General features: G+C 46.8%; 17 protein-coding genes. 9 read left to right on the top strand and 8 right to left on the bottom strand.

The window, feature by feature from the left end; genetic code table 11:
• The first annotated feature begins 44 nt into the window (after positions 1 to 44).
• Positions 45 to 656, top strand: coding sequence for an inner membrane-spanning protein YciB (locus tag U0021_RS09420; protein ID WP_049237705.1), 612 nt, complete (start codon positions 45 to 47; stop codon positions 654 to 656).
• A gap of 61 nt (positions 657 to 717) precedes the next feature.
• Here U0021_RS09420 and U0021_RS09415 read toward each other — a convergent pair whose 3' ends face one another.
• Genes U0021_RS09415 through U0021_RS09405 form a run of 3 tightly spaced genes read right to left on the bottom strand, consistent with a single transcriptional unit; the run spans position 718 to position 2,862 of the window.
• On the bottom strand, positions 718 to 1,119 hold the full coding sequence (locus U0021_RS09415) for an ExbD/TolR family protein (protein WP_049237703.1): 402 nt from the start codon (positions 1,117 to 1,119) through the stop codon (positions 718 to 720).
• A gap of 10 nt (positions 1,120 to 1,129) precedes the next feature.
• Positions 1,130 to 1,678 carry a MotA/TolQ/ExbB proton channel family protein gene (locus U0021_RS09410; protein WP_114800037.1) on the bottom strand — a complete coding sequence of 183 codons (549 nt, stop codon included), beginning with the start codon at positions 1,676 to 1,678 and terminating at the stop codon, positions 1,130 to 1,132.
• A 56-nt stretch (positions 1,679 to 1,734) separates the two neighbouring features.
• Complete coding sequence (locus tag U0021_RS09405; protein ID WP_114800059.1) at positions 1,735 to 2,862, bottom strand: TonB family protein; 1,128 nt, start codon at positions 2,860 to 2,862, stop codon at positions 1,735 to 1,737.
• On the opposite strand from U0021_RS09405, the gene U0021_RS09400 reads away from it, so the two are divergent.
• Positions 2,747 to 3,181, top strand: a complete 435-nt coding sequence (locus U0021_RS09400; protein ID WP_162816789.1) for a hypothetical protein — start codon at positions 2,747 to 2,749, stop codon at positions 3,179 to 3,181. The genes U0021_RS09405 and U0021_RS09400 overlap by 116 nt on opposite strands.
• A gap of 114 nt (positions 3,182 to 3,295) precedes the next feature.
• Positions 3,296 to 4,816, top strand: a complete 1,521-nt coding sequence (locus U0021_RS09395) for an ABC transporter substrate-binding protein (RefSeq protein ID WP_114800035.1) — start codon at positions 3,296 to 3,298, stop codon at positions 4,814 to 4,816.
• Positions 4,817 to 4,832: 16 nt separating this feature from the next.
• Here U0021_RS09395 and nadB read toward each other — a convergent pair whose 3' ends face one another.
• On the bottom strand, positions 4,833 to 6,389 hold the full coding sequence (nadB, locus tag U0021_RS09390) for an L-aspartate oxidase (RefSeq protein WP_114800034.1): 1,557 nt from the start codon (positions 6,387 to 6,389) through the stop codon (positions 4,833 to 4,835).
• Positions 6,389 to 7,498, bottom strand: coding sequence for a quinolinate synthase NadA (gene nadA, locus U0021_RS09385; RefSeq protein WP_114800033.1), 1,110 nt, complete (start codon positions 7,496 to 7,498; stop codon positions 6,389 to 6,391). The genes nadB and nadA overlap by 1 nt, the downstream gene beginning before the upstream one ends.
• Before the next feature lie 211 nt (positions 7,499 to 7,709).
• On the opposite strand from nadA, the gene U0021_RS09380 reads away from it, so the two are divergent.
• Both U0021_RS09380 and nadC read left to right on the top strand, forming a co-directional pair.
• Entirely contained in the window at positions 7,710 to 8,645 is a 936-nt protein-coding gene (locus tag U0021_RS09380; protein ID WP_114800032.1) for an NUDIX hydrolase, read from the top strand.
• A gap of 22 nt (positions 8,646 to 8,667) precedes the next feature.
• Positions 8,668 to 9,525, top strand: coding sequence for a carboxylating nicotinate-nucleotide diphosphorylase (gene nadC / locus U0021_RS09375; RefSeq protein WP_114800031.1), 858 nt, complete (start codon positions 8,668 to 8,670; stop codon positions 9,523 to 9,525).
• Positions 9,526 to 9,586: 61 nt separating this feature from the next.
• Here nadC and U0021_RS09370 read toward each other — a convergent pair whose 3' ends face one another.
• Together U0021_RS09370 and prfA are read right to left on the bottom strand one after the other, a co-directional pair.
• Positions 9,587 to 9,976, bottom strand: coding sequence for a tautomerase family protein (locus U0021_RS09370; RefSeq protein WP_114800058.1), 390 nt, complete (start codon positions 9,974 to 9,976; stop codon positions 9,587 to 9,589).
• The gene (gene prfA / locus U0021_RS09365) at positions 9,976 to 11,055 is read right to left on the bottom strand and encodes a peptide chain release factor 1 (protein WP_114800030.1); all 1,080 of its coding nucleotides are present in this window, start codon (positions 11,053 to 11,055) and stop codon (positions 9,976 to 9,978) included. The genes U0021_RS09370 and prfA overlap by 1 nt, the downstream gene beginning before the upstream one ends.
• Before the next feature lie 254 nt (positions 11,056 to 11,309).
• Between prfA and U0021_RS09360 the strand changes: the two genes are divergently transcribed.
• The 3 genes from U0021_RS09360 (at position 11,310) to U0021_RS09350 (ending at position 15,711) form a co-directional block, all read left to right on the top strand.
• Positions 11,310 to 12,560 (top strand): NRAMP family divalent metal transporter, encoded by a 1,251-nt coding sequence (locus U0021_RS09360; RefSeq protein WP_114800057.1) that lies wholly within the window; start codon positions 11,310 to 11,312, stop codon positions 12,558 to 12,560.
• A gap of 246 nt (positions 12,561 to 12,806) precedes the next feature.
• Positions 12,807 to 14,069 (top strand): 4-aminobutyrate--2-oxoglutarate transaminase, encoded by a 1,263-nt coding sequence (gabT, locus tag U0021_RS09355; protein WP_114800029.1) that lies wholly within the window; start codon positions 12,807 to 12,809, stop codon positions 14,067 to 14,069.
• A 151-nt stretch (positions 14,070 to 14,220) separates the two neighbouring features.
• The gene (locus U0021_RS09350; RefSeq protein WP_114800027.1) at positions 14,221 to 15,711 is read left to right on the top strand and encodes an APC family permease; all 1,491 of its coding nucleotides are present in this window, start codon (positions 14,221 to 14,223) and stop codon (positions 15,709 to 15,711) included.
• Positions 15,712 to 15,920: 209 nt separating this feature from the next.
• On the opposite strand, the gene U0021_RS09345 is transcribed toward U0021_RS09350, so the two are convergent.
• The gene (locus tag U0021_RS09345; RefSeq protein WP_114800026.1) at positions 15,921 to 17,405 is read right to left on the bottom strand and encodes an NAD-dependent succinate-semialdehyde dehydrogenase; all 1,485 of its coding nucleotides are present in this window, start codon (positions 17,403 to 17,405) and stop codon (positions 15,921 to 15,923) included.
• A gap of 244 nt (positions 17,406 to 17,649) precedes the next feature.
• Between U0021_RS09345 and U0021_RS09340 the strand changes: the two genes are divergently transcribed.
• Positions 17,650 to 18,444, top strand: coding sequence for an IclR family transcriptional regulator (locus U0021_RS09340; protein ID WP_114800056.1), 795 nt, complete (start codon positions 17,650 to 17,652; stop codon positions 18,442 to 18,444).
• Positions 18,445 to 18,524: the final 80 nt, after the last annotated feature.

Raw genomic sequence — 18,524 nt, 5'->3', positions numbered from 1 at the left:
CAGATCTTGGCAAGGTGTGCTTTATTTATGAAAAGATACGCCTCATGAAAGCCTTATTTGATTATATCCCACTCATCATATTTTTTATCCTATATAAAACGACCGAACCCACCGACAGCACTCATCCGATTTTACAGCTGATTGGGTCATCAGGCACGGATAATAACCACATTTTGGTAGCAACCTTTGGTTTGATTGCTGCGACGGTGGCGGTCTATGGCTACTTATTCATCAGTCAAAAGTTTCGTCTAGAAAAACAGCAGTGGTTTGTGCTGCTGATGACGGTGGTCTTTGGCGGGATTACCTTAGCGCTGAGTGATGCCTTTTATATTATGCTAAAAGCGGTGCTAATCAATGGGGCATTCGCCTTAGGACTCTTGATCTCCCCTTTATTTACCAAGGATAATAGCCCCATCATCAAGCGACTGTTTGAGCCTGTATTTCACCTGACAGATCAGGGTTGGCGTCGGCTTAATTTGGCGTGGGTAGCGATGTTTAGTGTCATGGCAGGCTTGCACGCATTTTTTGCATTTGTGTTCGCTGATGGTAAGTACTGGGGTGAGTTTACCGCATTTGGTGATATGATTGTGATGTTTGGATTTTTGGGTGTGATGTTTTTTTGTTTAAGAAAAAATATCAGAAAAGACATCGCCTAAGGTCTCAATACAGCAAAAAAGCACTGTCTTTGACAGTGCTTTTTCATATTAAGATGATGACTCATTCGCTGACAAAGGCGATTTTACCCAGTCCTGCTTTTGAAGCTTCTGCAAGTACTTGCGCGACGGTGTCATACTTGCCTTCTTTGTCGGCGCGTAGATTAATTTGGGGGTTTTTGCCTGCAGCCACCTGCTCACCAAGGCGGGCAGAAAGCTCATCTAGGCTTAGTTTTTCTCGATCCCAATAGATCCCACCTTCGGCATCAATGCTGATCTGTAAGACTTCAGGTGGAGCGTCATTCACCGATGCCGATGTTTTTGGCAAATCAAGCGGTACGCTTGGGTTTAGCACCGTCGCCGTCACCAAAAAAATAATCATCAAAACCAGCATGATATCAATCAGCGGGATCAAATTCATCTCATTCATACCGCTATCGTCATGATTACCCAATTCAAAAGCCATCGTGTACCTCTTATTGTGCAACTTTTGCTAAGATTTGATGCGCTGTATCGGTCGCTTGGTGGATCGCCTGCTTATTAATACGCGTGGCAATATTATAAAAAACCACCGCAGGAATCGCCACTGCCAAACCCAGTCCTGTCATGATCAGTGCCTCGCCCACAGGTCCTGCTACTTGCGCTAAGCCTGCTTGACCAGTCGCACCGATGCTGTGAAGCGCATGAAAAATACCCCAAACCGTACCAAACAGTCCAATAAATGGCGCAATGGATGCGGTCGTACCAAGTATAGGCAGCCCCTTTTCAAGCTCATAGCGATGGCGTGCGATCTGCTGAAGCAGTTTTTGCTCTACAACCATCTTACGCTGAGCAAATGGCAGGCTCTCTAGCTCATCTGACCAAACCTTCGAGCTCAGCTGATTGCCGATACTCATTGCTTGACGACGAGAATTTAGCACACGCATGATGCCAATGACCCACGAAACCAAAGACAAGGCGATCAAGATAAAAAACAGTGTCTTACTCACTGCATCAGTGTGCGACCAATAAAATGCAAAATCCATAAACTTACCTCAACTCTTAAATCAATCATATCATTTCAAAATTTCAATCAGCCGAATCAATTCGTGCAGGCTTCATCTTTTTGCAATCTGAGCACAATCGGATAAATCGCCTTGCCCACGCGCGTGACATTGCCCTCTTTGAATGGATGCAGGCGACCACGCCCCACTTGACGCGTGATTTGTCTGTCTAGATTTCTATCACCTGTTGAACCATTCAGGCTGATATTGGAGATTTTACCTTCGGCATCAACACGGAAGCTGACTTGAACGGTCATATCCACATCTTTTCTTGATGAACAAAAATTACTGACTCTTGGCTTGGTTCTCCAGCTGGCATCGCTGATCGTGCCGATACCGCCTTCGATCACCTGATTTTGTTTGTTCTGACCGCCACCGCCTTGGTCGTTGTTATTGCCTGCATTTTGTTTTTTCTTGGCGGCAGCGTCAGCGGCTTGTCTTTCGACTTTTTCGCGCGCCTCTCGCTGAGCTTTTTCGAGTGCTTGGCGTTCTTGCTCCAGACGCTCACGCTCGCGCTGCTCATTTGCCAAGCGTTCTTGTTCTCTGCGCTCATGATCCAACCGTTCTTGCTCGCGTCTTGCATTCTCTAGGCGCTCTTGTTCAAGGCGTTCTTGCTCAAGGCGCTGCTGTTCTCTACGCTCGTTTTCTAGGCGCTGCTGTTCTTGGAGTTTAGCAAGCTGTCTTTGGTGCGCCTCCCAAGCTTCTTGAAGCCGCCTTTGTTCAAGCAACTGCTCTGCATCAAGCTCAGGGTCGACTTCAGGTTCTGGATCGGGTGTAAGCTCATTGACAGGTTCAGGCTCAATATCTGGCTCAATATCTGGCTCAACTTCGGTTTTTTGCTCAACTTCAGGTTCTGGCTCATCTTGTGTGGACTGCTTAGGCTCAGTCTCGACTTCAGCTGCTGGCGCCTGCAATGAAGCACGCATCTGAGCCAAGCTTGCCTGCGCTACCTTTGGCTCGTTGGATGGGGCAGCGGATTCAAGATTATTTAAAATGACAGGCTTAGGTGGCGGCTCAATGGTGATAAATTCAATCTCCAAAGGGGGTGTAATGGGTGGTGTGGTCAGCGGTTTTATGGTCATATTTGCCAATCCCAATCCCACCAATCCATGCAAGGCAGCTGCCACCGATAAAGCTAATACTTTGATTTTCTTGGAATTATCCACCGCAAACACCCATAAACACCCAAATATGGCACATCTATTGACAAAAATTAAAAATAAAAATAGTAACGATAACGATTATCAATTGGCGTATTATGAACGATTTGGTCATAAATTGCAATGTTTGAGTAAAATTTATTTTACCAAAATCGGCTGCCAACTGATCGCAAAAGGTTATATTATAACATTAATTATCAATCTGCCAACCCTTCTCAAACAAGTTTGGTTGAATTTTATGGCGCGGTATTTTTTCTTGACAATTTATATAACTTTGCTAAGATTTGAAAAATTTTTTATTATACAACTCTCCTCAAATCCATAAAATTAGTTATAAGGATGACTATGAACTTAAAATTGACCATGATGACTGCCGCCTTAGTGACAGTTTTAGGAATCAGCGCTTGTAGCACCCCCCCCCTCACAGCCGTCAGCATCGTTGCCGCCTAACAAAGACACGCTGATCATCGCCAATGGTGCGGAGCCTGCCACGCTAGACCCCCAAAAAAGCCAAGATACCACCAGCTCTGCCATCATTCGGCAGATGTTTGAAGGCTTGGTGATGACTGATGCCCAAGGCAAAATCATACCTGGTCTAGCCGAAAGTTGGGAGACGACGGATAATAAAGTTTGGACCTTTAAACTGCGTGATGCCAACTGGTCAAATGGTGATGCCATCAGCGCGCATGATGCCGTCTTTGCGCTTCAAAGATTGGTCGATCCTGCTACTGCTGCTTATTATTCTAGCTATTTGGTCGACGCCAAAGTCCACAATGCGGAAAAAGTCGTAACAGGCGATCTGCCTGTGGACGCTCTAGGCGTTAAGGCATTAGACAATAAGACCTTACAGATCACCTTGGATGAGCCTGTCCCTTATTTGGTGGATATGTTGGCGCTGCCAGTTGCTTATCCCGTACCCAAAGCGGTCGTACAGGCACATGGGGACAGCTGGCTATCACTTGACAACATCGTGGTGAGCGGTGCTTATCGATTAAGCGACTGGGTGGTGAATAGCCATATTAATCTTGAGCGAAATCCTGCTTATTATGACAACGCCAATACAGCCATCGAAAAGGTGCAATTTTTACCGATCACATCAAGTGCTGGCATGAATCGCTACATGACTGGTGAGCTGGATATCAATGGCGTGCCGCCAGAAGTGATGGATAAAGTTCGCAAAGATTTGCCTAATGAGATGCATACCGCTCCCCAGCTTTGTACATTCTATCTAGAGCCGAATTTTAAGTCAGCGCCATTTGATGATGCGCGCGTACGCCAAGCACTATCTATGAGTATTGAGCGTAAAACACTGACCGATATTCTAAAACGCGATAATCCTGAAGCGTATCAGTTTACGCCCCTAGCCATTCAAGGCATCACGAAGATTAGCCCAGATTGGCAAGCGCTTGACCAATCCGCACGCTACGAACAAGCGATCAGCTTACTCAAAGACGCAGGATACGATGCCAACAATCCACTGAAATTTGAATTTTTTTATAGCACCAGCGAAACAGCCAAGATGCTCGCCAGTGCGATTGATTCCATGTGGAGACAAAACTTAGGGGGCGCTGTCCAAGCGTCTTTGATCAACCAAGAATGGAAAACTTTTTTGGATGCTAAGAATCAAGGGCGATATAATTTGGCGTTTTCGGGCTGGTGCGCTGATTATAATGAACCAAGCAGCTTTTTGAATATCCTAAAAACAGGCAATAGCAACAACACTGGCAAATATAGCAGTGCGCAGTACGACGCCATTATGGCACAGACGCTGCAGCCAGGCATTGATGATGCTGCTCGCAGCCGCCTGTATCAAGAAGCCGAAACTGTGATCGCCAAAGACACTGCGATCATTCCAATGTATTCATCGATCGCTGTGCGCTTGATCAAGCCATATGTCAAAGGCTTTTCGCATGACAATCCTATGGATGATTATCACGTCAAAGACATGTCTTTTGAATGATATCTAATAAAAGTGCTCATCCAGCTTTTGGCAGCCGATTTGGTGCTATCAGATCTAATCCATCTTCCGCCCAATGATGGCAGCCAATGCTGTGAGCACGATCTAAGCTTGCTTTTGCCACCAAATAAGCGCATGTGGTGAGATTAAGCTGCTCAATTTGGCTTTGTGTGGTGAGGTTTTGGGTGGATAACTCAGCCAAAGCCCCCGCCAAAAGCTCGACAGTTTTTGCCACATCATCTTGCCTGCGCATCACCCCAAGATACTGCTGCATCAGTCGCTTGATTTGAGCGACATCCAGTGGCGCGCTTGATACAAGATTAAGCTGCTTTTGCGTCTGAATCGACCAGTTGGGCAGCACATCGCGACTTACCCAATTTATCAATGACTCTTGTAAGGATTTGGCAGCATTTTGCCCCATCACCAAGCATTCTAATAATGAATTGCTCGCCAACCGATTGGCACCGTGCAGCCCTGTATACGCCATCTCACCCAAACAATACAAGCCCACGACATCACTTCGCCCACTGGCATCTGTCAAAACACCCCCACAAAAATAATGCTGTACAGGCGTTACAGGGATCGGCTGCTTGGTCATGTCCACGCCTTTGGCTAAGCAGGATTGATAAATTTTTGGAAAATGCAGTTTGATAAACGCATCCGATTGATGACTGATGTCCAAAAATACGCCCTGCGCGGTGCGCTGCATCTCCTGAGTGATGCTTCTTGCAACGATATCTCTGGGTGCAAGCTCCAGACGATCATCATAATTTGACATGAAGCGCTCACCTTGAGCATTGATAAGCCGCCCACCCTCACCTCTAACCGCTTCTGAAATCAGCGCCGTCTGAGCCATACCGTCATCAAAGCCTGTCGGATGAAATTGAACAAATTCAGCATTCACGATGCGGCAGCCTGCCCGATACGCCATCGCGATGCCATCACCAGTACACACCTCTGGGGCTGTGGTGTATTGATAAATCTGCCCCAAGCCGCCAGTGGCGAGCACCACTTTATCAGCATAATATTTTTTGGATTGATGATTCATCAAACAGACGACGCCTTGACAGTGTACTTTTTTTGTCTTTGCATTATAAGCAGTCAAAATATCTGTGACAAAACACCACTCAAGCACGTGGATATTTGGGCAAGATTGCATCTGCACCCAAAGACACTCCATGACTGATTGACCTGTATAATCAGCCACATGACAAATACGCCGCCTACTGTGTCCGCCTTCTTTGGTTAAATGTAAACCTTGTTCGGTGGCGCTAAAAGGTACTGCCAAATCACGAAGCCAAGCGATCGCATCAGCACCATGGCGGATGATCTGCTCGGTCGTGTGGGGATCGCACAGACCTGCACCTGCGATGAATGTGTCTGTCATATGCGCTTCAATGCTGTCGGTCGGCGCCATCACCGCAGCGATACCGCCTTGAGCAAAGCGGCTTGACGCGTCAGCAATCTTACCTTTGCACATTAATAAAATTTGACAGTCCTTTGGCAAAGATAAAGCCGTCGTCAAAGCCGCCAAGCCACTACCGACGATCAGCACATCGTAGTATCCTTGCTCCATTATGCCGCCCCTAAGCCATGCGTGGGCTGTTTGGGCAATGTTTGTGAAAATTCAATCATCTTATTGAGCGCATGACGCGCATCAGCCATCAAAGACTCGGTCAGCTGAATCTCACCGGTGCCATATTTGAGCGCTTGATAAACGCCCTGAACGCCATTCATCGCCATCCAAGGACAAAACGCACAGCTTTTACAAGTTGCACTATTCCCTGCTGTCGGTGCTGCGATGAAAGTTTTTTGTGGGGCGTGTTTTTTCATTTCATGCAAAATCCCCAAATCAGTTGCGACGATAAAAGTTTTTTCGGGTCGGTGAATGGCGGCTTGTAGCAGCTTACTGGTAGAGCCCACCACATCGCCTTGGGCAACCACTTCAGCGGGAGATTCTGGATGCACCAAAATCACCGCTTCAGGGTGCTCTGCTTTCAGCTGCTCAAGCTCCAAAGCTTTAAATTCATTATGCACAATACAAGAGCCTTGCCATAAGATCATATCCGCGCCCGTCATTTGGCGAATATACTCCCCCAAATGACGATCAGGACCCCAAATGATCTTTTCTCCTTTGGCGTGTAGATGACTGACAATTTCAAGCGCTACCGAAGAAGTGACCACCCAATCAGCACGCGCCTTAACAGCGGCACTGGTATTGGCATAGACCACCACCGTTCTATCAGGATGCGCATCACAAAATGCGCTAAATCCATCAATCGGACACCCCAAATCTAGCGAACATTCAGCACCCAAATCAGGCATTAGCACGGTTTTGTGCGGGCTTAATATTTTGGCACTCTCACCCATAAAGCGTACCCCCGCCACCAATAATGTTTTGGCATCGTGGGCAGCGCCAAACTTAGCCATCTCAAGCGAATCCCCAACGCAGCCACCTGTCGCCAATGCCAAATCTTGAATGTCAGGATCAACATAATAGTGCGCAACGATGACCGCATCTTTTTGGATCAAAAGATCCTGAATATTTTGCTGATATTTAGCCAGCATATCTCTTGGTAACTCAGGTGGCACCTTCGCCCAAGCTTGCTTGATACGGCAAGCGGTTGTTGGCATATTGGATAATGGCGCTTCATAGTCAAACGCTTTTTGGGTATTTTTGTGCATCATAATCTCCTTTTACACCCTCTAACCCACATGGTCATTCAAATTATTTATGCTCATTTTGAGTATTAGTTTGACATATTATGCTCATTTTGAGTATAATGTAAAGCAGTTTTTGACAATGCGTCGTTTTTTGAAGGGTTTTGTCATAAAAAGTCCATTGAAAGTCAGTCAGATTTTTTTTAAAATGATGATTTTTCAATGACTTTTAATTATGAGCGTACATTCATCGACCAATACCTCTCCAGATGACGGCTTGGTTGAACTGGTGACCGTTTTGACGGCTGTGACCGATCATAGACCTCGGGTGCTGACGGTCTGTGGCGGCGCCAAACTGCCCAGTGGTCAGCTGACGCCCATCCATCATTCGCTTCAAGCCGGCGTGAAAGACTGGGTGCGCAGTCAGACCGCCCAGCCCATGGGCTATGTTGAACAGCTTTATACCTTTGTGGATGGTGAGCGCAAAAATGCTCAAGGAATGCCCATTTTGTATGTCAGCTATCTTGGGCTGGTCAAGGAAGCCACAGAACACAGCCTAAATCCTGATGCCACCTGGCAGGATTGGTATGATTATTTTCCATGGGAAGATCGGCGCAATAGCAGTGAGCCTACCGAGATTTTGGCAGGTCTGTATGCATGGGTGGATGCTGGCAACGATGCCCAAGAACGCCAAGAACGCCTAAGACGCGTACAGCTTTGCTGGGGTTTGTCGCCTTATACATGGTCAGAAGAACAGGTGCTGCTGCGCTATGAGCTGCTCTATGAGACAGGCTTAGTTGCCGAATCGCCTTGGCAAAACCCAAATTTTGAGCTTCACCATACTGGTCGGCATATGCAGCACAGCCATCGCCGTGTATTAGCGACAGCGCTCGCCAGACTGCGCGCCAAGATAAAATATCGGCCTGTTATTTTTGAGCTCATGGCGGATGAATTTACCCTACTTCAGCTCCAAAAAAGTGTCGAAGCATTATCAGGTCAAGAACTCCATAAACAAAATTTTCGCAGGCAAGTTCAGCAGCAGAATCTGATAGAAGCCATCGAAGGCAGGTTTGCGCATGAGCGCGGTCGCCCAGCACAGCTTTACCGATTCAAGGACACCGTGCTACTTGAGCGCTTGCTGTCTAATACTCGCCTGCCCGTGAGTAAATGATTGATCATATAAGGATAACTTCATGAAAACGCCATTATTTGCGCTGCCGGATGCCCTGCTCATACCCACAGTTCAGGCGGCACTTTTGGAAGATCTGGGACGACGCGGCGACATTACCTCAGCTGCCGTCATCGACAAAAGCAGCACGGCAAATCTTGCCATCGTCAGCCGAGATACAGGCGTATTGGCAGGGATGGATTTGGCACGACTGGCATTTGAATGTAGTGATAAATCAATCACCTTTAATATTCAGGCATCGGATGGGGATGAGATCAAGCCAGGTCAAGTGCTGGCTCATGTGTCGGGCAATACCCAAGCCTTACTCCAAGCCGAACGGACTGCACTAAATTTTTTGACGCACTTAAGCGGTATCGCCAGCATGACAGCCAAAGCGGTCGCTCAAGTATCGCACACTCAAGCCAAAATTACCTGTACACGGAAAACCACGCCTCTTTTAAGAAATCTTCAAAAATATGCCGTACGTGCAGGGGGCGGCTGTAATCATCGCTTGGGGCTTGATGATGCCATATTAATCAAAGATAATCATTTGATCTATTCAGGCACCCTCAAGCAAACGCTAACACATGCCAAAGCTGCGGCAGGTCATCTGATACCCATCGAAGTTGAAGTGGATACCATCGCACAGCTTGAAGAAGCCTTGGATGCGGGCGCTGAATTTATTTTGCTTGATAACATGGATAATGACACGCTAAAACAAGCGGTCAAGCTGTGCCAAGGCAAAGCCAAGACCGAAGCCTCAGGCGGTATTACATTTGATCGCTTGCGCGCTGTCGCCGAATGCGGTGTGGATTATATTGCTTTGGGCTATCTGACCCACAGCGTCATCAATCACGATATTGGTTTGGATTTTTTGGATTAATGGTCTAAAACATCCAAAAACCTGCAATCATATTTGATTAGCAGGTTTTTATTCGTCACATTTAAACCTCAACTTGATAGTTTAAAAATAATTCATCCGCTGGTTTGCCACGGATACCCCAATTTTCTTTAGGTGTCTCAAAAATGGTTATTTCAACGTTTTGGGGGCTGATTTGGCACTCTTTAGATAAATACTCAAAAATCAGCTGAATGAAACGCTTCTTAGTAGCCACACTCCTGCCCACAAACATCGAAACCTCAATGATAATATAGTCATCGCTTCTATCATCTGGATAAATAAAATCCTGAGCATCCAAAGCAATGAACCGCTGAAAACGCTTTTGGGCAGGGTATGCCAAAGCATCAACCAAAGCGCGGTGAATGGCATCACTAACAAGTTGTCTTTTTTGCTCAATCAGTGCTTTATGTGCATAAATCTTGATTTGGGACATCATTCAGCCCCCACACTTGCCATCAGATCTGCCTGATGCTCACGCAATAAGCTGTCCAAAAGCTCAGTCAAATCCCCTTCCATAATCGCATCAAGCTTATATAAAGTCAGATTGATGCGGTGATCGGTCATACGCCCTTGGGGGAAATTGTAGGTGCGAATGCGCTCAGAGCGATCGCCAGAGCCAACGAGATTACGCCTCATATCACTGGTGGCGTCAATTTGGGCTTGCACTTTGGCTTGCTGAATGCGCGCCACCAACATTTTCATGGCTTTTTCTTTATTGGCGTGCTGACTGCGCTCTTGTTGGCATTCAGCCACCACCCCTGTTGGGATATGCGTGATACGCACCGCCGAATCCGTCGTGTTCACGTGCTGACCACCTGCGCCGCTTGAGCGATATGTATCAATCCGCAAATCACTTGGGTTAATCTCAACACTATCATCAATCTCAACCTCAGGCATCACCGCAACCGTACACGCCGAAGTATGCACGCGCCCTTGAGATTCGGTAGCAGGGACGCGCTGTACGCGGTGCGCGCCGCTTTCAAATTTCAATTTACCGTACACGCCCACGCCAGAGACTCGGCTGATGATTTCTTTATAGCCGCCATGTTCGCCTTCATTGGCTGAGAGCACTTCGACTTGCCAGCCTTGAGATTGCGCAAATTTTTGATACATACGAAACAAATCGCCCGAAAAAATCGCCGCCTCATCGCCGCCTGTACCCGCGCGAATCTCCAAAAATGCCGTTGCCTTATCATTAGGATCTTTGGGTAGCATCATCACATTGAGCGCCTCCTCAAGCGTCTCAATGCTTGCACGCGCCATCTCGATCTCGTCAAGCGCCATTTCCTTCATATCAGGATCATTCAAAAGCTCGTTGGCAGTTTGTAAGTCTGCTTCCGCTTGCACAAAGTCCTTCCAAGCAGCGGTGATCTCAGACAGATCGCTGTGCTCCATAGACAGCTCACGAAACTTTTTATTATCGCTGATGGTGTCAGGATCAGATAAAAGCGCGGTCACTTCTTCAAAACGATCGACCATTTGATCCAAGCGGTGGCGTAAAGATTCTTTCATAAATTTATTTCGGCTAAATATTTGGTAAATCAGTTATTTTGCCATATTTTTTAGGTTTTTGCACCGTTTTATGGGTGTCATTGCGTGGTTATAAGGCTTATTCCTGAAATTTTGGTTGTTTCATCATGCTTGATTGTGCTAATCTGTGGCAAATTGTAATCTTTTATCAAGTAATCTTTGCAGTACTTGTAGTCTTGGCAGGCTTTCATAAAACACAGCAGCTGCGATGTTTGAAACTTTTTGAGTATGAACTTATGACTGATACAACCCTAAACCAAAGCCATAAATTGACTTGGCGCTCATTTGGACCTGGTATTTTGATGGCTTCTGCTGCCATCGGCGGCTCACATTTGGTCGCCTCGACACAAGCAGGTGCTTTATACGGATGGCAGCTTGCGATTATGATCATTCTTGCCAATTTTTTTAAATATCCGTTTTATCGTTTCGGCACAGAATACGCCTACTCGACAGGTAATAGCCTAGTGGCAGGCTATGCCAAGATCTCACGCGTGTATCTTTGGGCATTTTTTGTCTTATGCATCATTTCAGGTATCATCAGTACAGGCGCGGTGGCGCTGCTTTGTGCGGTGATCTTGGGGCAGATTTTACCTTGGGAACTAAACACGCTTGCGCTTTCAGGCATCGTGATGGTTACTGCATGGGTGCTGTTATTTGCAGGTCATTATCGCTTTTTGGATGGCTTAACCAAGTGGATCATCGCCTCATTGACAGTGGCAACTGTGGCAGCTGTATTTATCGCTGCAGGCAAGCCTTCTGCCATGGCTGCCGACTTTATGCCTGCTTCACCTTGGAATTTGGCGGCTCTTGGATTCATTGTCGCACTCATGGGCTGGATGCCGGCGCCGCTTGAGTTTTCTGCCATCACTTCGGTGTGGACTTCCAAGAAAATTCGCACCGATCATACCAGCCGTTTTCAGGGTTTTGTCGATTTTAATGTTGGCTACTTTACTTCAGCGATCTTGGCAGTGCTATTTTTGGCGCTTGGCGTATTTGTACAATATGGCACAGGCACTGAGATCGCGATGCAAGGCGGCGCTTATGTGCCACAGCTGATCAATATGTACACTGAAACCATCGGTAGCTGGTCAAAAATGCTGGTCGCTGCGATCGCCTTTTTGTGCATGTATGGCACAGTCATCACCTGTGCTGACGGCTATGGTCGTACCAATTCAGAAAGCCTATCGCTGATTTTGACCAACACCACAGCCGACACCGAAAAATATGTCGCCAAATGGACTGCATTCACGATTGTGGCAGGCTATGGCTTGATCGCATTCTTCTTAGGTCAAATGGCGGCACTGCTCAAATTTGCCATGATTTCAGCATTTGTGACCGCACCGATTTTTGCCTATTTGAATTACTCTTTGGTCAAAAAAGAAGGTCATCTGAGCACCACCATGAAATGGTATGTGCTGGCAGGCATTGTGTTTTTGACAGGCTTTACCATACTGTTTTTATTGCAATTTTTTGGTATGATTGGCTAAATTTATCCATTTTACCCCAAGCGATCGCCAAGCCAAAGTTGCTTGGCGATTTTTTATGATTATTCGATAGTTATAGATTGGTTCATGTATTAGCTGATTTTTAATCAGTCATCCGTCAAAAAAGCCAAAAATTTATCAAAATCGGTTGCCAAGCCTTAAAAAATATGGTTTGATATACTCATTCCATATCAAGAACAAATGTTCAGTATAAAGAACATATCACCCACTGGAACAAAAGGAAGTCCTATGAGCCAAACCAATCAGTCTTTACTCACCCGTCGCCAAAACGTGTTACCCACAGGGCTTGGCGTAGCATTCCCCATCTTCGCCGATTATGCCAAAAACAGTGAGATTTGGGATGTCGAAGGCAAGCGCTACATTGATTTTATCGGTGGCATCTCGGTGCTCAACACAGGGCACAGCCATCCGCGTATCGTCGAAGCTGTCAAGGCTCAACTAGATCGCTTTTCACACACATCAGCGCAGATTGTCAATTATGAAAGCTATGTTGAGCTGTGCGAAAAATTATGTGAGCTTGCCCCCATTTCTGGCGATAAAAAAGCCTTTTTATTGACCACAGGTGCCGAAGCGGTCGAAAATGCTGTCAAGGTGGCGCGCGCTAAGACGCATCGTCATGGTGTGATTGCTTTTCAGGGCGGCTGGCATGGGCGCACTTTGCTTGCGATGGGCTTGACTGGTAAAGTCATTCCTTACAAAAAGAATTTTGGTCCCATGCCTGCGTCCATTTATCACGCGCCGTTTCCTTGTGAAGAAAATCATGTCACCGAAGAAGAGGCGCTGCATGGGCTTGAGATGATCTTTAAATGTGACATCGATCCTAGTGAAGTGGCAGCTATCATCATTGAGCCTGTCCAAGGCGAAGGCGGTTTTCACCAGCTAACGCCCAGTTTTGCCAAATCACTGCGTAAGATTTGTGATGAGCATGGCATTGTACTGATTTTTGATGAAGTTCAGTGCGGTTTTGCTCGTACAGGCACGCTGTTTTGTGCTGAGCAGCTTGGCGTTGAGCCAGATTTGATGACCTGCGCCAAAGCACTGGCGGGTGGTTTTCCCATCTCGGCACTGATCGGACGCGCGGACATCATGGATGCGCCGCAAGTCGGCGGCTTGGGCGGCACTTACGCTGGGTCACCGCTTGGCACAGTGGCAGCACTGGAAGTCATCAAGATCATCAAAGAGGAAAATTTACTAGAAAAAAGCCAAGCCATTGGCAATAAAATGTCAGCATTTTTGGAGAATTTAAACAGCCCAATGATTCAGCACATCCGCCATAAGGGCGCCATGCTTGCCTTTGATATCGTTGATGAACAAGGCAATCCTGATGTCGATCAAACCAACGCCTTAAAATCTTATGCCTTTGAGCAGGGGCTACTGCTGGCATCTTGTGGCACAAATTTCAACACCATCCGCGTGATGATGCCTTTGACCATTCAAGATGAAGTATTGGATGAAGCTTTTGAAATCATTGGCAAATTTTTTCAGCGCTAAGCATTGATAGCGATGTGCCAAACTTACCCAAACTGCAAAGTTTGACACAAAACATCTTGGCATCCAAAATCAGTGGTATTTTGGATGTCAGCCATTCAAATAAAAAATCATGGCTTTGAGTGGCTAAATTCACATAAAATAAGGATTTTTTATGGAAAATCAACATGGTTTAAGTAAATCTTTAAGCACCCTTGACATTGTCGCACTCGCTTTTGGTGCGATGATTGGCTGGGGCTGGGTTGTGCTGGCGGGCGGCTGGGTCAGCTCTGCTGGCGTGCTTGGTGCAGTCGTTGCTTTTTTCATTGGTGGACTTGCGGTGTTACTCATTGGGCTGGCTTATGCTGAATTGGCAGCGTGTATGCCCATCACAGGTGGTGAGCACACTTATACGCATCGTGCTTTTGGGGTGCATGTCTCTTTTATCTGTTCATGGAGTATTTTATTTGGCTACTTGTCTGTCGTCGCCTTTGAGGCGGTCGCCCTACCGACTGTGGTTGAATATCTCATTCCCAATTTTAATCAAGGCTATATGTACAACATCGCAGGCTGGGATGTCTATGCCACCTGGGTGGCGGTTGGAATGCTTAGTTCCATCATCGTCACTTGGCTAAATGTTCGTGGTCTAGAAGTCGCTGCATGGTTCCAAAAACTTGCCGTTCTAGGGATTCTTTTTGTTGGTATCATGCTGTTTGTTGGGGCGCTGCTATTCAATCCTGAAGCCAGATTTGACAATCTTGGTTTACCAAACTTTATCAATGGCACAGCAGGCATTATGACGGTGATTATTATGGTGCCGTTTATGTTTGTGGGCTTTGATGTGATTCCACAGGCAGCCGAAGAGATTGACCTTAGCCGTCCTAAGATTGGTTTGTTTTTGATTGTCTCGCTCATCATGGCGATCATGTGGTACATGGGGATTGCTTGGAGTGTGGGCTACACATTATCCGCCGAGCAAGCTGCTAGCTCAAGCCTAGGTACTGCCGACGCGATGGTGAATGCTTGGAATAGCAAATGGGCAGGCGTATTGCTGATTATTGGTGGTGTTTTGGGCATTTTGTCCAGTTGGAATGCGTTTTTGATTGGCGGCAGCCGCCTGATGTACGCCATGGCAAAATCACATATGTTGCCAGAATTTTTGGGTAAAATTCATCCAAAATACGGCACGCCTGCCACAGCGATCATGCTGATTGGTGGTTTGGCGACATTGGCGCCATTATTTGGTCGTAAGACGCTTGTGTGGATTGTAGATGCAGGCGGCGTAGGCATTGTCATTGCTTATACTTGTGTGGCAGCAGCGTTTTTATATTTACGCTTTAAAGAGCCTGACATGGTGCGACCTTTTAGAGTACCTGCCGGCAAATTGGTTGGCGTCATCATCTTATTGGTCAGTATCGGTATGATTAGCCTGTATCTGCCTTGGGCACCATCAGCGCTGACACCTGTTGAATGGGTTATCTTTGGCGTGTGGTGCTTGATTGGCGCACTCTTATACGGCTATGCTTATAAGAAAAATCCTGGCAAGAGCCAAGCTTTTATGGACGAAGAAATCCGCGCCATCAAAGAAGCCAATCAAGTCTGGCTCAAAGAAAATGGCATGCCAAGTCTTGCCATTGAGCGACAAGCCAGTCGCCGCAATCCCTAAACAAAATCAGTCTATGATTTGACAGCGGCTTTTGTCGCTGTTTTTATTTTAATGAATTAACCCAAAACTTAAAGGTCAAATTGCAAGGTCGAAATCAATCAAGCCTAAAGGGTAAATCATTTATGACCACACTTCATTCAGTCAATCAATCACACATAAAAAAGCAGCGCCTTTTGCACTGCTTTTATTGATGAGAGATTTAGTGAAAGTTATTCGCTGACATCCATGCACCAATATTTGGTGGTGACATATTCTTCGATGCCATATTTTGAGCCTTCACGCCCAAAGCCTGACTGCTTCACACCGCCAAATGGTGCAACTTCGGTTGATAAAAGCCCTGTATTTTGGGCGACCATGCCATATTCTAGCGCTTCAGAGACGCGCCAAGCACGAGCATGGCTTTGGGTATAAAAATACGCTGCCAAGCCATAGATGGTATCATTAGCATGGCGGATGACTTCTTTTTCATCCTCAAAGGTCATGATCGGTGCAATCGGACCAAATATCTCCTCATGAGCGATATCCATCTCATCACTGATGCCACTGATGACAGTTGGGGTAAATGACAGATCGCTTGCCTTATGCGGTGCACCGCCAGTGACCAAGGTCGCCCCTTTGTCAAGCGCATCATCCAAAAGTGACTGCACTTTTTTGAGCGCCTGTTGGTTGATCAGCGGTCCGACATCGGTTGAGTCATCAGCGCCGTCACCGACCTTGAGCGCCTCCACTTTTTGCTTAAACTTCGCCAAAAATTCATCCTTAACCGAGCTTTGGACATAGACGCGGTTAGCACACACACAAGTTTGCCCTGCGTTTCGATACTTTGAAGCAATCAGCCCTTCTGCCGCCTTTTCTAGATCAGCATCATCAAACACGATGAAAGGTGCATTACCGCCGAGCTCCATGGACAGCTTTTTGACGGTGCTTGCGCATTGCTCCATGAGCACTCGCCCTACTTCGGTAGAGCCTGTGAATGACAGCTTATGGATGCGTGCATCTTTGGTGAGCACCTCGCCGACCACAGACGATTTGCCAGTGACGACTTGTAATACACCCTCAGGAATGCCTGCTTGTTTTGCCAAATATCCGAGCGCCAGTGCAGAAAATGGCGTCTCGGTGGCAGGCCTGATGATCATGGTGCAGCCAGCCGCCAGCGCAGGCGCCGCCTTACGCGTGATCATCGCCGATGGGAAATTCCAAGGCGTAATCGCGGCGCACACACCCACTGGCTGCTTGAGCACCACATAGCGCAGTGACTGATTGGCGCTTGGAATGACATCCCCATAGACGCGCTTAGCTTCATCAGCGAACCAGCGTATGAAGCTATTGGCATAACCAATCTCACCGCGCGACTCCTTGATGGGCTTGCCTTGTTCATAGGTCATGATCAGCGCCAAATCCTCTTTGTGCGCATCAATCAAATCTGCCCAAGCATGTAAAAGCTTGGCGCGCTCACTTGCTGTCGTATTCGCCCAGCCTACCTGAGCGGTATCGGCGCACTCAACCGCTTTTAGGACAGCCTCTTTTGATAAACTGGGTATCGTCCCTAGCGCCTCACCTGTAAAGGGATTGGTCACTGTGATGGTATCGCCTGAGTCGGCATTGACCCATTCGCCGCCGATTAAGCAAGCTTGCTTTAGCAAATCAGGGCAGTCAAGGGGAATGGATGAAGTTTTGGTCGTCGGTTGGTTCATAGCACATCCTTTTTACTGATAAATTATGACCTAAAAATGGTGGATTGAATTAATTGTTCGATATATTGAACATATGTTCTTTATATTGTACAATATAGCACTAAATATTTTGGAATACAAGACCAAAATTCAGGGTTTTGCCAAGCAAGATCAGTTGCATGAATATCTTGTATAGACAGTTTAAGATATGCGATAATTTGGCAATTTTACACATTTAACCTTATCAATGACATCAGAACCCACCATGAACAGTACACCAAAATCATCAGCCGCTCCCAAGGCAGCCAGCGTACCTGCGCTTGATAAAGCCTTTGAAATTCTTGACTTTATCACCCAAAGCCCCTCGCCCGTCTCTGCTGCTGCCATCGCCAAAGAGCTGGGGCTGGCTCGCTCTACCACTCACAACATCTTACAAGCACTCAGCGCAAAAGGCGTGCTGTACAAAGATGCCAATCATTTGTTTAGCTTAGGTTCGTATTTGTTGTATTGGGCGGGACGGTTTGAGATGGCGCATGGCGTGGCCGGGGTATTTCATGAGCTTGTGGCAAGCTTTGATGAACTTACGCCCTATACGGTCACCTTATCGACGATAGATTTTGAGCGCGGCGAAACGGTTTTTTTGAGCTCGCATCAAGGCACCAGCGCGATTGACTTTGTGTTTCGGCGCGGCGTTCGCGTACCTGCCCTTTTTTCGGCGACAGGCAAAGCCATCCTAAGCCAGCAGCCTTTTGAGCAGGTTGTCTCAATGTATCCAGACTTCCCTGCACCGCTGACCGAGCGCGGCGTGGCTGATTTTGATCAACTCAACGGGGAGTTTGAGCATATCAAGCAAACGCGCTTATCGCTTGACGACGGTCAGCTGCGACTTGGCATGACGTGTATCGGCACCTACATCCAAAGTCCTGATGATAAGGTCAAGCTTGGCATTGCTGTGTCTTTATCCGACAGCGAATATGACGACAAAAAAGCAGAAATTGGCGATGCGCTCATCAAGCTTGCCCAAGCCATCGAAAGTCGTATGGGAATTGGTAAAATTTAATCATCCGATCCGATGGCTTGATCACCAAAACAACCTAAGCTTTTAATATCTATAAAATAAAAGCAGCGGATGACTGCTTT

The sequence above is a fragment of the Moraxella canis genome (genome assembly GCF_034424565.1).
Classification (GTDB): domain Bacteria; phylum Pseudomonadota; class Gammaproteobacteria; order Pseudomonadales; family Moraxellaceae; genus Moraxella; species Moraxella canis.
Note: the sequence above shows the minus strand (reverse complement) of the source record. Positions and strands in the feature narration are given on the sequence as shown.